Source organism: Leclercia sp. 29361, from assembly GCF_011290365.1.
In the GTDB taxonomy this organism is placed as follows: Bacteria; Pseudomonadota; Gammaproteobacteria; order Enterobacterales; family Enterobacteriaceae; genus Enterobacter; species Enterobacter tamurae.
Window position 1 is genome coordinate 1804497 of the sequence record NZ_CP049786.1, and the last position, 21356, is coordinate 1825852.

Below are 21356 nucleotides of genomic sequence, written 5' to 3' on the forward strand. Positions count from 1 at the left end.
TAGCTGCGCCTAATACCGCTACACTTTTGCCTGACCATGTTTTCCTCCGGGGAATGGGCTGGCGGTTTCCATAAAATGGCGGACCTTTTTCAGTAACTGCCACATTGAGCGGCACTGATGATTACGGGTTATCGTGTCATGAAGTGCCTGCCATAGCCGTTCCACATGATTCACCCACGGCGAGTAAACCGGCTGGTAAATTACCCTGAACTTGGGATTTGCTTTCAACCAGCGCTGTGTTTCGCGGCTTTTATGGATAATGTAGTTATCAACGATCAGCGTGATTGTTTTCGCCCGCCGGTAAGTGGCTTTCAGGTGCTTCAGCAGAGCGATAAACAGCGCTGAACTTTTGCTGTTGCCGCCCACGTAGCTGACTTTACCCGTGCCACTGTGCAGTGCGCCGGCCAGATAGTATTTTTCGTTCTGCCCCGGCGTCACTACCCGTTTCTGCTGTCCGCGCAACTGCCAGTCCGCACCGATTTTAGGATTAAGGTGGATATCCACTTCATCTTCATAAAATACCGGATGCTCTGCGCTGCATTCATCCAGCGCTTTGTGGATTACCGCCATCTTTTCATCTTTATGTGGGTCACGGATACGCAGAGTTGGCGCGGCCCTGCGCCATACAAGCCCCGCAGATGGCAACCAGCGGCGAACGGTTCCTGCATGTAACTGGCAACCGGTTATCTCATTGATTTTTAATGCCAGTAATTCGGTGCTCCAGCGTGAACGTTGATAACCAAAATCGCCGGGAGAATGCTTTATCAGCTCACGTAACAGGGTGCAGATATGTTCAAAAGGCCAGCGTCGGGAGCGCCCTGCGGGTAAGGATTTCAGGCCTTCAATACCTGAGTGCGTAAACCAGTTAATCCAGCGACCAACGGATGAACGAGCACAACAGAGAGTTCTGGCAACATCGCTGACCCGTTCACCCCGATGAAGCATCAGCATGGCCGTGAGTCTGCGGGCATGATTTTTATCGCGCGTTTTATGAATAGCTTTCTGCATCAGGCGTCGTTCGCCACGGGGTATTGGTGCTATGATCGGCATCGCTCAGTCCGGTTGGTGGTTTTGGTTGGTTTGGCGATTGATCAGATCGCACAATCCGGGCTGAGTTCCCTTTCAGTGATCTACTATTCCGCGCATCTATTTAGACACTTCCGAGCCGTTGATAATACTGGTTTTCATATTCTGTCGGTGACATCTGATCGCTGGAACCATGCCGACGCTTACTGTTATAAAACATTTCGATGTAATCAAAAATATCACTGCGGGCTTCTTCCCGCGTTCCGTAGCTCTTTTTCTTTATCCGTTCGCGTTTCAACAACTGGAAAAAGCTTTCTGCAACCGCATTATCATGGCAGTTACCGCGACGGCTCATGCTGCCCTCCAGGCCGTGTGATTTCAGGAACGACTGCCACTCATGGCTTGTGTACTGACTGCCCTGATCCGAATGAACCAGCACCTGTTTTTGGGGATTACGCCGCCATACAGCCATCAGCAGTGCGTTCAGGGCAATGTCCTTTGTCATCCGGGATTGCATGGACCAGCCGATAATTTTGCGTGAGAACAGATCAACAACCACGGCAAGATACAGCCAGCCTTCGCGGGTCCTGATGTAGGTTATGTCCGTTACCCAACGCTCATCCGGAGCATCCGGATTAAACTGTCGCTGGAGCCTGTTGGGCGACACGATACTGGCCTCGCCTTTACGTGCCCGCGGGCTCCGGTATCCGACCTGAGCCTTTATCCCGACACGTTTCATCAGTCGCCAGACTCTGTTCACTCCGCACTGTTGCCCGCTGTCCCGCAGATCCAGATGGATTTTGCGATAACCATAGACGCATCCCGATTCCAGCCAGAACTGTTTAATCTGTCCTGTCAGTCTCAGGTCTGCCTGATGGCGTTGTGAATGCGGCTGCTGAAGCCAGGCGTAAAAACCACTGGGATGAACATCCAGCACCCGACAGAGCAGGCGAACAGGCCAGCAACAGGAGTTGTCACGGATAAAGGCGTACCTCAGTCGGACAGCTTTGCGAAGTACGCCGCGGCTTTTTTTAATATGTCCCGTTCGTCGGTAACCCGCTTCAGCTCTTTCTGGAGACGGCGGATCTCGGCCTGAGCATCTGACTGTTCTTTATTAATGGAAGGATCCGGACCGTACTTCTTTATCCAGGCGTAAAGGCTGTGGGTGGTGATATCGAGACGTGTTGCAACGCTGGCAACAGAATAACCGCGATCAACAACCTGTTTGACTGCTTCAGTTTTAAACTCTTCGGGATAACGCTTACCGCTCATGGGCACCTCTCTTTAAGCCATCTTAAATGACTCGGAGGTGTCTGTTAAACCCGTGGCGATTCAGGTTGCAGTAACACTAACAATCGAACAGCGTTCTAATAACAGTGTGGTTGCATTCAACGGGAATATTACCGTAATCGTAGGGAGAGCATAATGATATCAGGCGATTTTAGGCGGGGGGCAACTCCCGCCGATGCAGTACGAGTACTGAATAGTCAGGGCAAAGTGTTTATCACAGATTTTCAATCAGAATTAACAAAACGATGCCGTGCATTATCGAAACAGATTCAGGATGACATCAACAACAGTGTTGAGGGTGGTTCTGTTGCGTTCACCAAACGGGCGATATTCTTCAATTTCATTCAGCACGGTAATGGAACCAGGACTAACCAAATCATTGTACGTGGTTCTCAGGCTGCATATCTGCGTTCAGTACTGACAGATGATCCGGCAACGTTTAACAAAATTATCCCAACGGCTAACGCTCGTATGACTGCACAAGGCAACATTGCAGGACTGCATACCCAGATGGGCAAGAAGTACAAGGTAGTGGAACAGAACGGTAAAAAGTATTTGATTGATACCAGTCTAAAAAAGAAGAAACGCAGTAAACGTATTATCGGTAAATATGAGAAGAAAAAACGTAAGATGATTTATGACTTCTTTGACGAAACTGAACAAAAAGCGAGATTAGTGATAAATAATATGAAAGGAACATTCATATTCAGGAGAAACTAATGCAAGAGCATTTCAGTGAAGAAGTAACAGAAAACATCACATTAGACGGTTATGAAGTACTGATGTGTAACCGTCCATTTAATCAGGCTTTCATCGATTCTAAGTACTTCAAAGATTATGGGGTAGATGTCATGGGGCATGACTTCATGAACATTGCATTCATGGGTGACGATATGCCAGTACTGAACCGTGGTGATATTGTTGATTGGCAATATTACGATGATGTATACCAGGTGCAGGTAATTGACGTATACAAATTGTTCGTTAAAGGTCTGGACATTCAGTACTACCTGGTACAGTTAAAACAGCCGTTTTTACAATAAAAATAATAAATACTCTCAGTACAATTGAGAGAGGATAATAACATGGATAAAGAAAAATTAATCAAGTTTGGCATCTATGCAGCGGCAGTAGTAGGACTGGCTGCACTGCATACTGTTGGCTTGCCATTATGGACAATCGTTACGCTGAGTCTATTTCTCGGGGTTTGCGTATGATGATTACAGGAACATTAATTGCGGGTGTAAGTGCGACCGTGGCAGTACTGGGATTTGCATTTACACGATACCGTGAGTTTAAACAGGATACAGAGGCTCTGGAACGTCGCATTGGAGATTTACAGTCTGAACAGAAGTTATTGAAGCAACGTTTAGACAAGATTGAAAATGAGCAGGTTGTTTTAGAAAGCGAACTGAAAAACGTTCAGATGAAAATCAACGAAATTGATGTGAAACTGTCACGCGTATTGACCATTTTAGAATTGCAGCACGAAAAACAACTAAGGCCAGCATACTTGAGTATACAGTTAATAGGGTGTTTATTGATTGTGACTTGAAAATAATGATTACATATTAATGTTTTGGCCTACATCTTAAGATGTACACACTGTGTATAGCGGTGTGTACGATTTTCTTCCTAAAAATTTCAAAGGTGGCGGTCCTGCTGCCTCATACACCTTACTATTGTGTCTTAATAATGTAGCTATTCACATTCAAGCTAAATGAATATCATTATTATTAGGCGACAATAACTCAGTCCGACGTGTTGCCTAATAATGATTTTTTATATGCATATCTCCCTCAAATTTTCTGCTCTATTGCTCGCAATTCTTCATCACATTTATTCAGATCCCATGCGTAAAATGCACTCAGGTCACTAAACAGGCATCCCTCGTCTACTCATCAGTTGATATTGATATGAAGTGTTTCGACAGATACTCCAGGCGCTGAGATGTAAAGGACTCGCAGGATCTGCATTTTTATCCTGTCGGCTGTTTACCTCGAACCGGAGCACCACATATAATTATCGCTTTGTTACATCAGATGCACCCCTCTGCTCTTTCTCAGCCTGTGAATCTTTACAGGGGGCCGGTAGTTGCCGGACAGGGAAAGGAATAATTTCTCTTTAAGGATTTTATCGAATGCTGTTCGATACAGAGAAAATCAAAGAGCTGCTTCGGGAATCTCCCGGCCTGACAGGCAAACAGATAGCTAAAACTCTCGGATATGCTGACAAGTCAGCCCTGAATTCATTTTTATATAGCCATGCAGAGGGACTCAAACGGGTCGAATGGAAATGGTATGTTGACGATGAATATGTTCTGGTTCTGGATGGCGACGCTTGGATCGATGAAAATATTTTTGAAGCTAACTTATCAGCTTCGGGATGTCTGTTGAGCGCCTCTGCGCGCAGATGCAGCATAAGCTTCCCGGAAAGTTGCTCTATTTTATTGGCGGCTGGAGCAAGGATAATTGCATTGGCAAATCAGGCTGCATATTCTGGAAAATCCATAGAACTCGATTTTAGCAAATGCCCTTCTGCGAAAAACTACCTGAACCGGTTAGGTTTTTTTGATCATTTGCATCCTGATGTGTTAGTCAAGCCTGAGAGACCAACGAATTCAAGGGCACAACGCTATCAGGGAAACAGTGACAATCTGGTTGAGATAGCCTCTATAGACCTTGATGATTTTGATAACTCTATCCCTGTAAAGTTAACTAAGAAGTTTGTAGTCCATGCCGGCCAAAAGTACTACATGGCGGTGTTCACCATATTTTCAGAGCTGATTGGTAATGTCCGGGATCACAGTGAGAGCCCGATTCCTGGGTTTGCAGCGTTACAGTTATATAAAGGTAAGCGGCGCCACATTCAGACCGTCATTTCAGATAGTGGTTTGGGTATTGCCACGACATTGAAACGTAATCTTAAAAAACATTATCCTGAAATTTTCGAGGAACTGGAGTCATCAGGCGAAGATGCTGATTTATTCTTGGTTACCCATGCGCTTAAAAATGGTGGGTTGAGCCAATTTGGGTCTGCACCTGACGAGGCAGCTCGGGGACTGGGTCTGAAGCGTTCTCAGGATCTGGCCGCAAAATATGATGCTGTTGTTCTTGTCCGACAACCTGACTTTGAGTTGAGAATTACCTACAAGAATGGTGTTATAACTGAAATTACCAGCAAAAAAAGGCTCGCGTTGATTAAGGGCACACAAGTTTGCTTTGATTTTTTCCTGGGCTATGATTAGTATCATCTCCTTAAATTAACCATAAGAAGCAGGATTGTATGAAAGTCAAACTGCTGGAACTCACTGAAAACAATAACCATCCATTTGGAAATGTTTTGGGGCGGGAAGTGTTTAAGCGACTTCAAAATGTCGTTGACTCAAACCCTGGCTGCAAGTCTTTTGAAATCTCTCTTGAAGGAATTGTGGCTACCGATTCCTCTTTTCCACGTGAAAGTGTCATTGCGCTTGCAAAGCAGCTTTGTGGGGAAAAGTATTTCTTTATCACCGATGTCAGCTCAACAGATCTCATCGATAACTGGGACTATGCTGCCATTGCAAAGCAACAGTCTATGATAGTGGTTTTGGCTGGCGGAGTGCGGGTTATTGGCCCTGAAGCGAAAAGCTCGACAAAGGCGTTGCTTGACGTCGTGTTAGGACGTAATGGCGTTAGTACGGCAAATGTCGCTAAGTCTCTCAACATATCAGTTCAAAATGCGAGCACAAGGCTTAAAAAACTTTCCAGTGAAGGGGTTATCATGAGGTCTGAAGTGTCCTCACCAACAGGAGGCATTGAGTTTATATACTCCGGTCCAAATATTTCCGCTTAAACAGCTTGATTTAACCAGATTGCTGCATGTATAGTTTTCGCAGTGGTTCAGTTTTTTTCTGACACCTGGTTAAACAGCTTTATTTAATGAGATTCTGAAGCGCTACTGCTGAAGAACTCCTGGAGATATTTATGCAAGAGATTCGTTCCCAATACCCCCACGACCACTTCATTGAGGTGGCAGATGAACATCTCGTTTTCCGTCAGGTCGCGCTTGAGGACCGTACACCAAACGGTTCACAGATTTCTGCTGCATCAGGTTTTAAACCAGATCAAATGCCTGTTGTCCTGATGTTTCTTCCGAATGGTTCACTGGAAGATATCCGTCCTGATGAAGTTGTCCATCTTGGCTCTGATGTTCGCCGTTTCATCGTTATTGAATCAGATCGCACGTATTTTTTTACAATTGACGGGGCACGTCTTGAGTGGCCATGCCGCTTAATCACTGGTTATAACGTCCGTAAGCTCGGAAACATTGACGACAATAAAAAACTTCTTCTTGAACGTGAAGACGAAGCCGATCTTGAAATACAAAATGACCAGATTATCGATCTGGATGGTGATGGGATTGAGCATTTCATCAGCAGAAAGGCAACGTGGAAGCTGAATGTTCAGGGTAAGGAATTTACTTTTGATACCCCGACCGTTGTCATCCGGGATGCTGTTATCCGGGCAGGGCTGAATCCCAATCAGGCATGGCATATCTTTCTCAAAGTTGAAGGGCAGCCAAAAGTTGAGAAGAATATTGATGATATCATCGATTTGCGCACGCCCGGGATAGAGAAACTGCGACTTACGCCGAAAGATGTGAACAATGGCGAAGAGTCCCCTGCCAAGCGCCGTGAGTTCAGTCTTCTGCCCAGTGATGAGCGCTATCTTAACGAAATGGGGTATTTTTGGGAGACCAGCCTGAACGGCAATGCACGATGGCTGATTATTCACGGTTTTGAGGTGCCGGAAGGATATAATCATCAACAGGTAAATCTGGCACTGTCGATAACATCTGGCTATCCCGTAAACATGTTGGATATGTTTTATGTCTATCCACCATTGGCTCGGGTCAATGGCGTCAACATTCCGGCTACGGAAGCTACGGCGGTTATTGATAGTGTTGCGTATCAGCGATGGTCTCGCCATCGCTCATGGGATCCTGAGACCGATTCAGTTATTTCTCAACTGGCCATGGCTGATGGTTGTCTGCAAAAGGAGGTGGAGCAATGAGCCACGGAAGTCGTCTAATCTTAACTCAGGAACTCCATACTTCTCTGAAGAAACATCTTTTTCCAGGAGACGGAAAAGAGGCGGCTGCAATCCTGGTGTGTAACCGTTATGAAGGAGTTCGTCTGAAGCTCATGGCAAAGGAGCTAATTCCGGTTCCATATGAAGAGTGCGTATCCAGGACGAGTGACTTTATATCATGGCCTGGTAGCTATCTGGAGAAAGCCATTGATGCCGCTGAAGAAACTTTAATGACAGTTATTCTTGTACATTCACATCCCGGCGGTTTGCTTGAATTCTCGGATACGGATGATGCAAGTGATGCTCAGACGATGCTTTCTCTTTATCAGGGCGTTGACACTGTTCATGGTTCAGCAATTATGGTCTCTGAAGGAAGCATGCGTGCACGGCTCTATCGTAAGGGGAAATACGCTGAGAATGTGGATTTAGTAACTGTCGCAGGTGATGATATTCACTACTGGTGGGATGGTATTTATGAGTTAAGCCAGCAACCGATAGCTTTTACATCGGGTATGACTGACACCTTTAACAAACTTACCGCAGCTATCATTGGTGTATCTGGCACAGGTTCAATTGTGGCCGAACAGGTTGCCCGGCTAGGATTTGGGGAAATAGTTCTTATTGATCATGATCATATTGAAAAGAAAAATCTGAACAGGATCCTGAACTCGACTCTTGATGATGCCCTGAGCGGCCGGTCGAAGGTTGATATGTTTGCGCAAGCTATTCGCAATATACGAGGAAAAGATATTGCCCAACCCATTCAGGACACCATCTTCTCGCGAGAAGCCGTTCTGTCAGCGGCAAATGCAGATGTGATTTTTTGCTGTGTTGATACTTTCCAGGCTCGGATGATTGCAGATCGCATTGCTTCGTCATTTTTAATCCCACTGCTTGATGTGGGTGTAAAAATACCAACGCATGTTGATCCTGAGGATGGAAGAAAAATTACGGATGTCACGGGACGGATAGACTATGTAAAACCCGGTGGCTCTACGTTATCTGATCGGCATGTATACACCCCGGAGCTTATCTACCGTGAAAACCTGAGCGAAGAAGAGTATGACGAGCAAGTCGAAAGAGGTTACATCACAGGGCTACAGGAAGAGGCTCCAGCTGTAATAACACTGAACATGAGGGCAGCGGCAGCATGTGTACTGGAATATATCGCCAGATGTTTCCCTTTTCGTGAATACCCTAACAAGGGATATGCGCGAACGTTGTTCAGTCTTTCTGGCGTTGAAGAGGACTATATCGATGAAGATGCAATTGCCAGGGCTCCCAATCCCCGTATAGCCGCTGGCAGGAAAGAACCACTTTTGGGTATTCCTGAACTGGGAGATATGTAATGTCTTTTTTCAACAAGGTTCTTTATTATTTTCTACGCAAGTTTGAATATTTACTTCCGGCAAGGCAACTGATCATCGTTAATGAGGATTCATTACCGGATAAGATGCCTCTTCGTTCCATAATTCTCGCCAGAGAGGGCACGGAGGATTGGTGTATTGGATTTAAGTGTCCCTGTGGATGTGAGCGAACCATTGAGTTACTGGTTATAGAAGAAGCCAACCCCAGATGGGATTATGCTCTTGACGATAACAGTTTACCTTCCCTGTATCCTTCTGTATGGCTAAAAGATGGTTGTCAATCTCATTTCTGGATAAAAAAAGGAAGAGTTATTTGGGTTTGATTTCTAACTTTTGAAAGGAAATGGCAAATTATCCAGATAATAAAAAACAGAGCCTGTTCATGTACTTGTGAGTAGTTTTTCACTTAGGGACACCCTGAGCAAAAACAATTTGCAGGTTTAATCAGGTCTGAACAGCCAGTTTCAAAGCGATTCATTTCAATCATGTATTTGTAAATCTCATGACGAGACTCTGAATTTAATTTAGAGAGTCTTTTAATGTTTATTTTGTAAATTATTGGATGGTGTTTTAAATATAATAAATTGCTTTCTATCAGAGAACTTATCTGTCTATCCATAGGGGAAGTGCTTCGTCGTTACGCCGGTCACAGCGCTTGCCCTGCTAACCGGCAGAAAGTTTAACTGGTAGTGAGAACTGCCCACGCGATACGCACAAGGCGCGGCTGACTTGCGCTATTCTCCATCCTTAGGCAACAAGGACGCAGGCGCTATCCATTTTCACGAGTGATCGCACTCCACGCCTTCTTTCAGGACCTCTTCCTCCATACAGCTTAAGTTCTCGCAAACGAACGATTCACCTTTAGAGATCCTGCAACATACTCATAATGTTCTCTGAGTCGAGCATCATGCAGAAAGCCCTTTCAATAAGGGTTTAAGCGCTACTACATGTTTGTTTAACAATCTATAGTTTGTATTCTTGTTTTAACACCCTGTACGTTGTTAAATGAGACTCCAGAAGCATGTTTCAGACGCAACAACGCGTGGTTATCTCAAAATGAATAAAGCCTATCCGATAAAGCATCTTGATCATTTACGTCCAATATTGATTGGTTTTCGCAAAGTTAATGGACTCACACAGAAAGCTATTTCAGAGCGATTAGGAGTGTCACAGCAAGCTTATGCACGTTTCGAATCCAATCCATCGAGTGCCAGTTTTGAAAGGCTATTCAGAGTGTTTACTGTTTTAGGGATTGAGCTTTCCTTATCTTCGAACAAACCTTCAACTCCAGCTTCCTCAACAGAAGAGAAAGACAAATATGAAGTGGTCAACAAAAACTGGCCACCGCGTTAGAGTTTTTCCAGTATCGGTTTTCTGATTCGTTTGGCGTTAACCCACCATTATATTCGTGCGGTCTTAGTGCGCTGTAATATCCAACGATATAGTCCGTTATTGCGTGAGCTGCATCGCTGAAGCTTACATAGCCCGTCGCCGGCACCCATTCGTTCTTCAGACTCCTGAAGAAGCGCTCCATTGGGCTGTTATCCCAGCAGTTTCCACGCCGACTCATACTCTGCCTGATCCGGTATCGCCACAGTAACTGCCGGAACTGCCTGCTCGTATAATGGCTGCCTTGATCGCTGTGGAACATCACCCCGACGGGCTTACCACGGGTTTCCCATGCCATTTCCAGTGCTTTCATGGTGAGCCTGCTGTCCGGCGAGAACGACATGGCCCAGCCCACTGGCTTTCTTGCGAACAGGTCGAGAACAACGGCGAGGTACGCCCAGCGCTTACCCGTCCAGATATAGGTCACATCACCGCACCACACCTGATTTGGTTCCGTTACGGCGAACTGTCGCTCAAGATGATTCGGGATAGCAACGTGCTCATGACCGCCACGCTTATACCGGTGAGTCGGCTGCTGGCAACTGACCAGCCCCAGCTCTTTCATGAGTCTGCCAGCAAGCCAGCGCCCCATTTGGTAACCTCTCTGGGTTGCCATTGTGGCGATGCTTCTTGCTCCGGCAGAGCCGTGGCTGATGCCATGCAGTTCAAGTACCTGACTGCGTAATACAGCCCGTCTGCCGTCTGGCTTTTCAGGACGGTTTTTCCAGTATTTGTAGCTGCTGCGATGAACCCCGAACACATGGCAGAGAGTGGCCACAGGATAACGCGCCCTGAGTTTCCCGATTATCGAGAACTGTTCAGGGAGTCTGACATCAAGAGCGCGGTAGCCTTTTTTAATATTTCATTTTCCATTTCAATACGTTGTAGCTTTTTCCTGAGCTCACGGATTTCAATTTGTTCCGGGGTAATGGGGGAGGCTTTTGGTGTTTTGCCCTGCCGTTCATCACGTAATTGTTTCACCCATCGCGTCATTGTGGAAAGGCCGACATCCATAGCGCTGGCTGCATCTGCCACGGTGTAGTTCTGGTCAACGACCAGTTGAGCGGATTCGCGTTTAAACTCTGCGCTGAAATTTCTTTTTTTCATTATGACACCTGTGTTGTTCTGAGGTGAGCATATCACCTCTGTTCAGGTGGCCAAATTCAGTAAACCACTTCAATATGAATTTTCTCCCGCCAGACGGGAAAAATGGTGACAATTATGTGGAATGCTTACATAGCCATTTGCCGTTATTCATCTGCCACATCCAATAACTTTCGAAGCCCTGTGACAAAACCTCGTGGAAAAACTTCACTGTTGTAGTCCGTGTCTTTTACTTGCCCGGCCTGGGTAATCTGCCAGTTGTTCTTATCCATGCATTCCTCAGATATGGAATACGCCAGGGCTTTCTTTTCTGAGTGGGTGAGAATTCCTGACAGGGACGGTAATACCTCCACCGTAGATTCTGGTGTCGTTTGAAACTGCCGCACGGGGCGTTTGTCGATGATGATATTGGCATGTTGTTTGAGCAGATTTACTTCATTGCGGTAGCGGTTACGCTCGGCAATGATTTGGCCAAACAAGGCGCGTACCGCCAGGTCCGGGATGCGCTCTAAAAGTTTATAGTCTGCGGGAACAGATTTAGACCGGGAGGTACCGGATAATGGCTTTTGGATACTGGTATTACAAGTGGCTGCCCAGGCCTTTATCAGTGTGCGGTAATGCTCGTTACGGGTAGCCCGCAGGGCTTCATAAGCAAGACCGCCATCGGCAGCGGACACCAACCCAATCTTTGTGATGGAGAAGTCTCGCTGGCCTGATTCAGCATATTTCTTCAAGGTGTCATTAAGCTTTTCAAGGTTCTGCTGAGTCCGCTTTACTTTGCCTTCTTTCAAATCAGCAAGAATGATATCAATATTTAATTCCATTAGTTCTCCAGTAAGTCAGGCAGGGCAATGTGACTAAGGTGAATGGCTTTGCTGGTAAGGGACTGAATCCCCTCAGAAAAAAGGTTATTATTAGTCAGGTATTCACCTGCCTCAATATAACCGACCACCTTGCGGTATCCTTCAAGTTTATCGTCAGGATCAGCTATTTTAGCCATCTGGCGCAGCATTGCGTTGGCAGCAATAAGCTGCTGTTTATCGTCCATTTCCATGAAAACAGGCTCAAAACCTTTTTTCATTAATACCCGACTCAGCTGCACAGAACGCTTTTGAATGACCGGTGTTTTGCGAAGTTCATCCAGCAAATCTGGATAGAACTCAGCATCCTCGCACAATAAAGACAGATGCAATAATTCCGAGTCAGTTTCGATAAACTTCAGAGCATGACAAACGTCCTGCTCTGAGCCAACCGCAATCAATTTATCTTTGAGGTCGCCGTCCTTCCTGAGTTCTTCGACACGAATGATTTTGTTAATAAGTTCAAAACACGCAATCCAGTCTTTCGTATACTCATCTGCTTCTGCTTGCTGTATTTCATAACGGCGCTGTAGTGCCTTTAGCTCATCATGTCTGATAAAGGGTTTTCCTTGTTCCTCAAAGAAAAACTGTTCATCTTTAAGTATGTCCAGTTCACCTTCAATTTCCACAGATAAGGCAGAAGCCTGGTGTGCCCTGTAACTCAGCTGGTTAAATTGGGCATTGAGCGCAGGAAGGAACCGGGCCTCGGTGATAAACCATCGACAACGAATACAGTTTTGAGGCCCATGGGGGACACTTTCATAAATACGGCTGGCAGCGGAGCCTGAGTCTTTTATCAATACCCCACCATTCCAGCATCCTCCTAGGGTATTAATTTCATCAGGCTTCACGGTGTTACCTCCCATCAGGCACAGCCCACACGAACGCTCTTCCCAGCCAATCGGGTTACGATTAACCAGAGCTGTCTGGATACTCCCCTCGCTGTGATATGCCATCCTGCACTGAATCTGCTCCATTGAAGCATCTTTGAGAAAGTTGCGAACCGACAGCCTGGATTTAACATCCAGAGTGTCATGTGCCTCGCTCATTTTATCTGCCATGACAGAAGGTGTGATTTTGTTGTAATAGATGGTCATCAACAGGCGAGTATGGCCTGCTAGGAGTTTTGAAATTACAGGTAATGGCAGTTGTGTGTCCATTGTGTACGCAGTGATGAGAGAGACACGCAGGCTGTGAAGAGGAAACAGCGTGGCTGTACCTTTCATTCTTCCCTCGGGATAATCCACAACCAGCTTCAAACGCTCGTCGTTATCCAGGGTATCCCCGCGGGCTGCGAGTTGATTTTCTAATTCAAGCAGCAATTGATACCAGAATGAATCTGACGCGTTATAAGGAATAGGTTTTTGTTTATCCTCGCCTCTGGCAGATGCGTCACGGAACAGAAAAGCGATTTCTCCCATACTTTTCAGTTGTCTGTCTGATCCCTGGTGGTGTATATGCTTTCTCAGCAGCAAAGTACATTCGGTAGGCTTCGCAATCGGATTGTATTTTTCTTGCCAGTTCCTCAATTTCTCCAGCCAGTACAGCACTTCTTCGTTTTGCCACGGTATGATGTAACCACGTTCCAGTTCATTTTTATTCTGGTCAGCAGTCTTGTTGGTATTGATGTACAACCCCGTCGAGTATAGTCCAGTCATGGTATCGTAAATCCGACGGAATATGCCTTTTCCAAATGGGCGCTTTGCACTGCCAAGGGCGAAATCATGTCGAGTGTTAAGAATCCATCGACCATTTTCATAGCGCCACGTATCGGCTTCTCCGCTGTCCAGCATACGAACCTGCGAGGAACGAAGTGGCAGGTGGAGCTTAATGAAAATCATCATTGCTTTTACAGGCGACCAGATTTGATAAAGGGTGATTTTTTTACCTTTACGGGTCACTTCTCTGGTACGCCATACGCAGTCGGGGTCATTTTTATCAATCAGTTCTGGCCCGACTTCAAACCAGTCGCTCCCAGCATGCTGCGCCCAAACCCAGTATTTAAAGTGACGGTAATGCCAGGCAGGAAGTAATTTTTCTTCCTGTTTAAGATTCTGACCGATAATGGTGAGTTCAGTTTTATCCGGTAATGGACAAAGGATCTGGCGCAGGTTCTGAATATAGCGATATGGTAAGGGGTTGCGCACTGTTTCTGTAGCAACATATCCTTTTTTAATTTTTCGGAGTGGATTTAAAACCAATGGAACTAAATTGCCATAGTTATCTTTTTCCGAAAAAACGTCTTTGACAACAAAATCAATGAATTCATAAGCATAGTTCATGCCTTTTTGAATGTTCGCGGATGCGGCAACAGTGCTCCTTATAATTTGCTCAAACTCTTCACTGGAGCACTTATGTCCCTGGTAGCCTTTAAAAAATAATGACAAATCACTTATTGCATACGGGGCGTACTCAGCAATATAGGACTCAAAGAAGCGTCCCAGGGCCTCGCGTTTATCACTTATACCGAGGGTTTGTGTTGCCATCCACTTTGCTGCCAGCTCCTGCCATTGCCGCCATTCTGCGCCAAGCGTAGTCAGCATCCATAAGAAAGCTAAGTCGGATGTACGCCCATCATTTTTTTTGCTTTTTGGTGGCAACATTATTTACCTCTCAGCTTTGGATTCCGGCCTGTGAAATAACCCTGCGGGTCAATGTCATTAAAGCCATGTTCAGTTAGAGCTTTCCAGTCAAGAATTTTGACTTTCGAATCAGGGTTTGCCAGCAGCAGTGTAGCTTTAGTGAGTTCGTCCGAAATTTCTTTCTGACCTTTGCCTGTATATGGGATTTGTGAATCCAGAGACTTGTGATGCATGCAACGGCGGATCACAAGCGGGCTCAGCCCTGAACGCTCTAATCGTCTTCCGTAGTTATGTCGATGTCCGTGAGGGCCTAAACCTTCTGCCTTGTTTGGTTCTAAACCAATTCGTTTTAATCCATTGATGTAGTTGTCATGAAAAGCGGAAATTGTGTAAGGGTTACCGAGGGCGCTGTGATGAAAAGAAATGAATGCATAAGGGTGGTGACAGTCGATACTGGCGCGATACTTTTGATAGTTTTTCCAGAGTGACATAAACACTTTTCCATAGTCGGCAGGAAACCACTGAACCTGTAGGTAATTATCTTTATGATCAACCACGCGGTTCTTCCAGCCAAGTCGGGCAGTTCCTTTCATTCGCTGTCGTGGTATCCGGGCATATTGTTCTTTTAAATATGCCGCTCTGGTTGATGCACCAGAGCGATTACGCCAACCTTCAGGGGCCTTACCATCAGTCTCGTTATAGATCCTGACCACAGCACTGTCTGGGTTATACGGGTCTTCAAATACATCCGTCACCCAAAGTGTTAACGCCTCACTTTCGCGCACCCCACCACCGTGCATAAGCAGAAGAATTAATTTATCTCTTAGTGCCACTCGTGGATCGCCAGAGCCACCAACACCACACATATAGAATTTTTCCCAGTGCATTTCGGGAAATGCGATAGCATCATGTTCAGCTATTGTGAGAGGAGTACGGCCTTTGATCGTTCTAGCCTTACGGATGGTTTTGTTAACAGTTTTATCTTCAATATGACCTAAAAAATCGTTCTGATTTTTGCGATACCATGCGGCGTAATTTAACCTCTGTTCATGCCGGGTCGCTTCACACAACGGATTCACAGACTCTACACCTTGTTTGTGTGCCAGCCAGTCGGTGAAGGCAGTCAGTCGTTGAATATGTTTATTCACGTTACTGGTTGAGGCCGGCACCCAATACAAACCTGAAGGGTCAATCCCATTCTCGCCAATCGTTCCAGTATATAAACGCTTAGAAAAAGTCTGGAAGAGCAGCATTGGGTCGTCAAAGTCGCCTCTATTTGCCTCCATGTAATCCAGCAATAAGGACACAGCCTGGAGGACCCCATTCATTACCGAGTGGCTTACATCGTCGGCTTCTAACTTAAGCAGGTAATCTGTTACCACACTCAACTCTCCCTGCTCTGTCAGAAGGATAGGGATTTGGCTTTTGATACCAGTGTTATCTTCTACAATCGTTGCCCTGACTTTAACTGATGACAAATCATGTTTTCCTTTAAGTAGAATACACAATACACACTGTATACTTTGCTTAGTTTTGGGGTGAAAAAAAAGCAGATCCATCTGCTTTAGTACACTTTATACACGTTTAAGTTAACTGTATATAAATAATAGCTGGCCTTTTTGTTTTAGTTTGTTACCCAGTACAGTAATTGATCGATACGGTTCGGGGTCTGTTGGTACAATTTGCTGTTTTTCAGTTCTGCAATTGCAGTAGCGTAATTGTGGTTCTTCAATGCTGCAAGATGTTTCACGAACTTAGAGTAACCAGTTTTACCCAACTGGAATACGAGAATAGAAACTAATGCATTCCAACGTTCTGGTACATCCAGATTGAATGAATCAGCATCACGTTTTGCTTTCTGGTAATCGACCAGGAGTAATTGATCGGCTTGCTGTTCTGTAATTCCGTTCACGAATTTACTACGTTCATTTGATTTAACCAGATGGCCGTACCCGATGGTTTCAAAACCTTCTGAGTCTTTATAGATATGGAACATTCCATTTCTGAAATACTTCATTTTGGTCTGGTATTGTTTAGTGCCTTCAAGTTTTTTCAGTAACTCGATTACGTCTGTTTCGATGCTCATTTTGATGTTTCCTCATAAATATGTGTATGAATGTATTTATCAAGGAGTGATAAAAATGGCGTCAAATGACGAACAAGAATTGAAGTGGGCAATGTGGTATCAGGATGAAGATTTCATCCCAGAAGAAACGGCGTGTTTTGTATATATAATTCAGTTCCCGAACAGCGGTGAATTCTATATTGGTCAGAAACGAGTATGGAAGTCGGTTAAAAATGTCTCAGAGATTAAGAGTACTTCTAAACAGTCAAACTGGAACGATTACACCAGTTCCAGTAAATCAGTGAATGAGATGATCGAAGCGGGAGAACCGTATAAAAAAAGTATTCTGGCGTGTTATCCAACATATGCCGAAGCCTTACATGCTGAATCGGCACTTATTTGTATGTTGTGTTCTCAGTGGGGTAGTTTGAATAAAGCACTGATGGCGAAATTCAAATTCAAAGCAGGAATGGATAAGGAGCATATGCAAAAAATTCGTGAACTATTGGAGGACTTAACATGATTGAGTTAGTGAAGGGATGGCTACTAAAGCTACTGGGGCAGGGCAAGACTAACAAGACTGTCAAGGCAAAGACTAACCGTAGTGTTAAGGGTGATAGCTCATGGAAGCATTACATTGCGTATGTGTTCGTTTTTCTGATTGTGTACAACTACGTTATTGCACCTGTAGTACTGGCAGTGTTCGGCGTATGGTTGCCACCTGTAGTACTGGACGATGTGATCAAGATGCTAGTACTGATTCTGAGTGGTACATGACGGGGCGTTAGTGATGACATATGTTGGTAGACGGTTGAAGTACTAGCAATCAGCTCAAGAAAAAACGCCAATAAAACAATATGTATTTTGTTTTACTCTGCCTCTAGAGTGGCAAACATAGTCATCGGCGTCTCCCTGTGTTTTGACATGGTGTTCAGGGAAAGAATAGCTGATTCTCCATAATTGCAAGTATGAAAGCGGCAAAAGCCTTCACGGAGTTGTCTTAATCAGGCGCAGGGGTCTTATCTGGCTGCGGTCGACGAACGGCGCGCGACAGGCTGATCCAGGAGTAAAAGGCGTTAAACATCACCACGCAGGCGGTCACAATAAACACCGCGCGAAAACCGTAGCTGGCGGCTATCCCGGCCCCAAGAAGTGGGCCGGTGACGTTGCCGATATCACGAAACGACTGGTTGTAGCTGAAGATACGCCCGGCGATCTGGTTGGTGGAGTTATAGACCAGCAGGGTCTGAACCGCTGGCAGCAGGGCGCCATCGGCGGCCCCGAGTAAAAAGCGCAGCACGCCCAGCTGCCACGGCGATTGCACGAAGGACATCGGGATAAGCAGCAGGACGGAGATCACCAGAGCGACAATCAGGATCCTTTCCGGGCCGATGCGATCCCCCAGTTTTCCCAGCCGTGGGGCGCTGATCAGCGCGGCCACGCCGGGGACCGAAGCGATTAAGCCGCTGATAAAGGCGATGTTGCTCACGTGGCCCGCGAGGTCGCGCACGTACAGGGTCAGGATCGGCGCGATGGAGCCGGTCGCCACCTGTATGATCATCGTGGTGATAAACAGGCTGAGTACCAGTTTAGGGTTTTTCAGCGAGGCGAACACCTGACGGGCATGGAGCATCTCTTTTTTGGGCACCGGAGTGAAGTTTTCCCGAATGCAGAAAAAGGTCAGCAGGAAGCAGGCAAACAGGACGCCCGCGGTGATGAAAAATACCGGACGCAGGCCGTAGCTGTCCGCCAGCAATCCGCCGGCCAGCGGGCCAAGCAGGGCGCCGCTCACCGCACCGGTAGAGAGCGTGCCCAACGCCCAACCGCTTTTATGACGGGGAATCTGCGTGGCGATCAGCGCGTTGGCATTGGGCACAAACCCACCCAGCAGCCCCAGCACGGCGCGTAAGATCAGAAACTGCCAGATGTTTTGCGCCATCCCCATCAGCACCATAATTACCGACATGCCCAGCGCCGAACGCAGGAGCATAATTTTACGCCCCTTACGATCGGCCAGCCCGCCCCAGAATGGAGATGCAATGGCATAGAAGAGGAAGGTGATGCTGAACACCAGCCCCGACCACATGTTCAGGGCGCTGTGGCCGCTGACGCCCAACTGCTCGACATACAGCGGCAGGAAAGGCATCACCAGGCTAAAGGCGGCACCCGTAAGAAAGCAGCCCAGCCAGGCCACCGTGAGGTTCCGCTTCCAGTTAATTGGCGTTTCTGAGGGAGACATAGCTATCCGCGTTATGATGCGCGGCGGCATCATCATTTTAAGAAGGTAATAAGCCTGCTAATTATGCGCCTGGGTGATGATTGCTGCAATGGCGGAGGGCATGATAAGTCAAAAGGGCGGTGCGGCCGGAGAGGCCGCAGTACAGGAGATTAATAGCGGGAAGGCACGCCTTCAGGGCGGGTTTTAAAGCGGCGATGCAGCCACATATACTGATCCGGCGCCAGCAGGATGCACTTCTCAACCACCTCATTCATCCACGCGGCGGTGGTTTTCGCATCGTCCAGCGGGGGGGAACACTCAGGTTCCAGCATCATCAGTTCATAGCCTTTGCCATTGGCTTTGCGGCGCGGTACGAAGGGCACAATCGCCGCCTGTGACAGACGGGCCAGCGTCCAGGTGCCGGTAGTGGTGGCCGCTTCATCGACGGCAAAGAAGGGTACAAAGACGCTGGCGCCAGGGCCATAGTCATGGTCCGGTGCATACCAGATCACTTCGCCGGATTTCAGGGCCCGGATCATCCCTTTGAGGTCTTTACGGTCGATCATGCTTTTGTTGGAGCGCATCCGGCCCCAGGTCTGCAGCCAGTCGATCACCGGATTGTCGTTCGGGCGATAGACACCAATGCCGGGCGCCTGCATGCCGAACATCCGCGCGCCGATCTCCAGCGTCAGAAAATGGACGCCAATCAGCAGTACGCCGGTTTTCTGCGCCTGGAGCTGATGCACGGGTGCCATGCCGGTGCCGGTCACTTCGGTCCAGCGCGCCATGCGTTTGTCGGACCAGAACCAGGCCATCCCGGTCTCCATCAGCCCCATACCGACGGATTCAAAATTTTTGACCACCATCTCGTGACGCTCTTGCTGGCTCATTTCTGGAAAACAAAGTTCCAGATTGCGGCGGGCAATGTATGCGCGGCGAGACATAAAGCGCATCGCCAGTCGACCCATGCCGCAGCCAAGGCGGTAGATCAGCGGGTAGGGAAGATGCACCAGTAACCACAATAAACCGATGCCAGCCCAGGTCAGCCAGTAACGAGGATGTAATAGCGCAGTGGAAAATTTAGGTAATTGAGTCATGTCATTCCTGTTTATGATACGTCCTGTTGGCAGATTGTCGCATTATTCGTTTCATATCCAAAACGCACGGCGTCGAAATGTTCATGAAAACAGCAAATGTTATAGCCCCGGCATTTCAGGGTGAGAAATGTAGCGCAAAATGAAGGGATGTAAATTCTCATTGTTTGCTATATGATGCCGCCCGATTTTCATTCTCACTACGATTGCAGGAACCGTACACCATGCCAGTGTTACACAACCTCATTTCGAACGAAGAGCTAAAAGCGCGCATGTTGGCTGAAACCGAGCCGCGCACGACGATCTCGTTCTATAAGTACTTCACCATTGTTAACCCAAAGGCGACGCGCGACGCGCTGTATAAAGCCTTAAACGCCCTGAACGTCTTTGGCCGTATCTATCTGGCGCACGAGGGCATCAACGCCCAGATCAGTGTGCCGGAAAGCAATGTCGACGCCCTGCGTGAATTCCTCTACGCCTTTGATCCGGCGCTGGACGGCCTGCGTCTGAACGTTGCCCTCGACGATGACGGCAAATCATTCTGGGTGCTGCGCCTGAAAGTGCGCGAACGTATCGTGGCCGACGGCATCGACGATCCGACCTTTAACGCCAGCGACGTGGGCGAATACCTGAAAGCGGCCGATGTTAACGCCATGCTCGACGATCCCGACGCCGTGTTTATCGATATGCGTAACCACTACGAATATGAAGTGGGCCATTTCGAAAACGCGCTTGAAATCCCGGCGGACACCTTCCGTGAGCAGCTGCCAAAAGCGGTTGAGATGATGCAGGAGCATAAGGACAAGAAAATTGTCATGTACTGCACCGGGGGCATCCGCTGTGAAAAAGCCAGCGCGTACATGAAGCACCAGGGCTTCAACAAGGTCTGGCATATCGAGGGTGGGATCATTGAGTATGCCCGTCGCGCGCGCGAACAGGGCCTGCCGGTGCGCTTTATCGGCAAGAACTTTGTCTTTGACGAGCGGATGGGGGAGCGTATCTCTGACGATGTGATCGCGCATTGCCATCAGTGCGGCACCGCCTGCGACACCCATACCAACTGTAAAAACGACGGTTGTCATCTGCTGTTTATTCAGTGCCCGGCCTGCGCCGAAAAGTTCAACGGCTGCTGCAGCGAGCTGTGTAGCGAGGAGAGTATGTTGCCGGAAGAGGAGCAGCGCCGCCGTCGTGCGGGTCGCGAGAACGGCAATAAGATCTTCAATAAATCGCGTGGACGTCTGAACACCCGCCTGGGTATTCCCGATCCGGAATGACCCTGAAACCTTGCC

Annotated in this window: 22 protein-coding genes; 13 read left to right on the forward strand and 9 right to left on the reverse strand. The window is 47.2% G+C overall.

Annotation, left to right across the window (positions count from 1 at the left end; genetic code table 11):
• Positions 1-18: 18 nt before the first annotated feature.
• Both G7090_RS08495 and G7090_RS08500 read right to left on the reverse strand, forming a co-directional pair.
• Positions 19-1050, reverse strand: coding sequence for an IS630-like element ISEc33 family transposase (locus G7090_RS08495; protein ID WP_032425611.1), 1032 nt, complete (start codon positions 1048-1050; stop codon positions 19-21).
• Positions 1051-1150: 100 nt separating this feature from the next.
• A protein-coding gene (locus G7090_RS08500; RefSeq protein WP_166182117.1) for an IS3 family transposase occupies positions 1151-2298 on the reverse strand; the annotation gives its coding sequence in 2 pieces (ribosomal slippage) (positions 1151-2061 and positions 2061-2298; 1149 coding nt in all).
• 153 nt (positions 2299-2451) lie between these two features.
• On the opposite strand from G7090_RS08500, the gene G7090_RS23645 reads away from it, so the two are divergent.
• From G7090_RS23645 to G7090_RS08545, 10 genes are all read left to right on the forward strand, one after another.
• Positions 2452-3036, forward strand: a complete 585-nt coding sequence (locus G7090_RS23645) for a hypothetical protein (protein WP_207630104.1) — start codon at positions 2452-2454, stop codon at positions 3034-3036.
• Positions 3036-3359 carry a hypothetical protein gene (locus tag G7090_RS08510; RefSeq protein WP_166182118.1) on the forward strand — a complete coding sequence of 108 codons (324 nt, stop codon included), beginning with the start codon at positions 3036-3038 and terminating at the stop codon, positions 3357-3359. Before G7090_RS23645 ends, G7090_RS08510 begins: the two co-directional genes overlap by 1 nt.
• A 42-nt stretch (positions 3360-3401) precedes the next feature.
• The gene (locus G7090_RS23880; protein WP_256367588.1) at positions 3402-3533 is read left to right on the forward strand and encodes a hypothetical protein; all 132 of its coding nucleotides are present in this window, start codon (positions 3402-3404) and stop codon (positions 3531-3533) included.
• Positions 3530-3871, forward strand: coding sequence for a hypothetical protein (locus G7090_RS08515; protein ID WP_166182119.1), 342 nt, complete (start codon positions 3530-3532; stop codon positions 3869-3871). The genes G7090_RS23880 and G7090_RS08515 overlap by 4 nt, the downstream gene beginning before the upstream one ends.
• Positions 3872-4456: 585 nt before the next feature.
• Positions 4457-5563, forward strand: coding sequence for a hypothetical protein (locus G7090_RS08520; protein WP_001567866.1), 1107 nt, complete (start codon positions 4457-4459; stop codon positions 5561-5563).
• A 38-nt stretch (positions 5564-5601) separates the two neighbouring features.
• A complete protein-coding gene (locus G7090_RS08525) occupies positions 5602-6150 on the forward strand; it encodes a winged helix-turn-helix transcriptional regulator (RefSeq protein ID WP_001567865.1) in 549 nt (182 codons plus the stop codon).
• A gap of 131 nt (positions 6151-6281) precedes the next feature.
• Complete coding sequence (locus tag G7090_RS08530; RefSeq protein WP_032622076.1) at positions 6282-7370, forward strand: multiubiquitin domain-containing protein; 1089 nt, start codon at positions 6282-6284, stop codon at positions 7368-7370.
• A complete protein-coding gene (locus tag G7090_RS08535; RefSeq protein ID WP_032622075.1) occupies positions 7367-8737 on the forward strand; it encodes a ThiF family adenylyltransferase in 1371 nt (456 codons plus the stop codon). Before G7090_RS08530 ends, G7090_RS08535 begins: the two co-directional genes overlap by 4 nt.
• A complete protein-coding gene (locus tag G7090_RS08540) occupies positions 8737-9078 on the forward strand; it encodes a DUF6527 family protein (protein ID WP_032622073.1) in 342 nt (113 codons plus the stop codon). Before G7090_RS08535 ends, G7090_RS08540 begins: the two co-directional genes overlap by 1 nt.
• A 733-nt stretch (positions 9079-9811) precedes the next feature.
• The gene (locus G7090_RS08545; RefSeq protein ID WP_166182120.1) at positions 9812-10108 is read left to right on the forward strand and encodes a helix-turn-helix domain-containing protein; all 297 of its coding nucleotides are present in this window, start codon (positions 9812-9814) and stop codon (positions 10106-10108) included.
• Here G7090_RS08545 and G7090_RS08550 read toward each other — a convergent pair.
• The 5 genes from G7090_RS08550 to G7090_RS08570 form a co-directional block, all read right to left on the reverse strand.
• Positions 10083-11251, reverse strand: a protein-coding gene (locus G7090_RS08550; protein WP_108454466.1) for an IS3-like element ISEc52 family transposase whose coding sequence is annotated in 2 segments (ribosomal slippage) — positions 10083-11002 and positions 11002-11251 — 1170 coding nt in all. Because the reading frame shifts where the segments join, the coding sequence is not laid out codon by codon here. The genes G7090_RS08545 and G7090_RS08550 overlap by 26 nt on opposite strands.
• 143 nt (positions 11252-11394) lie before the next feature.
• Positions 11395-12072: a gamma-mobile-trio protein GmtX gene (gene gmtX, locus G7090_RS08555; protein WP_014833216.1), complete on the reverse strand. Its 678-nt coding sequence runs from the start codon at positions 12070-12072 to the stop codon at positions 11395-11397.
• Complete coding sequence (locus G7090_RS08560; protein WP_032622071.1) at positions 12072-14711, reverse strand: integrase family protein; 2640 nt, start codon at positions 14709-14711, stop codon at positions 12072-12074. The genes gmtX and G7090_RS08560 overlap by 1 nt, the downstream gene beginning before the upstream one ends.
• Positions 14711-16168: a gamma-mobile-trio recombinase GmtY gene (gmtY, locus tag G7090_RS08565; RefSeq protein ID WP_014833215.1), complete on the reverse strand. Its 1458-nt coding sequence runs from the start codon at positions 16166-16168 to the stop codon at positions 14711-14713. The genes G7090_RS08560 and gmtY overlap by 1 nt, the downstream gene beginning before the upstream one ends.
• Before the next feature lie 146 nt (positions 16169-16314).
• Positions 16315-16776, reverse strand: a complete 462-nt coding sequence (locus G7090_RS08570; RefSeq protein WP_166182121.1) for a glycoside hydrolase family protein — start codon at positions 16774-16776, stop codon at positions 16315-16317.
• A gap of 55 nt (positions 16777-16831) precedes the next feature.
• Here G7090_RS08570 and G7090_RS08575 point away from each other — a divergent pair, with 55 nt between their 5' ends.
• Positions 16832-17278 (forward strand): hypothetical protein, encoded by a 447-nt coding sequence (locus G7090_RS08575; protein ID WP_166182122.1) that lies wholly within the window; start codon positions 16832-16834, stop codon positions 17276-17278.
• Positions 17275-17532: a hypothetical protein gene (locus G7090_RS08580; RefSeq protein ID WP_166182123.1), complete on the forward strand. Its 258-nt coding sequence runs from the start codon at positions 17275-17277 to the stop codon at positions 17530-17532. The genes G7090_RS08575 and G7090_RS08580 overlap by 4 nt, the downstream gene beginning before the upstream one ends.
• A gap of 223 nt (positions 17533-17755) precedes the next feature.
• Here the strand turns inward: G7090_RS08580 and mdtG are convergent, their stop codons facing one another.
• Positions 17756-18994, reverse strand: a complete 1239-nt coding sequence (mdtG, locus tag G7090_RS08585) for a multidrug efflux MFS transporter MdtG (RefSeq protein WP_166182124.1) — start codon at positions 18992-18994, stop codon at positions 17756-17758.
• A gap of 149 nt (positions 18995-19143) precedes the next feature.
• Positions 19144-20070, reverse strand: a complete 927-nt coding sequence (locus G7090_RS08590; protein WP_166182125.1) for a Kdo(2)-lipid IV(A) acyltransferase — start codon at positions 20068-20070, stop codon at positions 19144-19146.
• A gap of 221 nt (positions 20071-20291) precedes the next feature.
• Between G7090_RS08590 and G7090_RS08595 the strand changes: the two genes are divergently transcribed.
• Positions 20292-21341, forward strand: coding sequence for a rhodanese-related sulfurtransferase (locus G7090_RS08595; protein ID WP_166182126.1), 1050 nt, complete (start codon positions 20292-20294; stop codon positions 21339-21341).
• Positions 21342-21356: the final 15 nt, after the last annotated feature.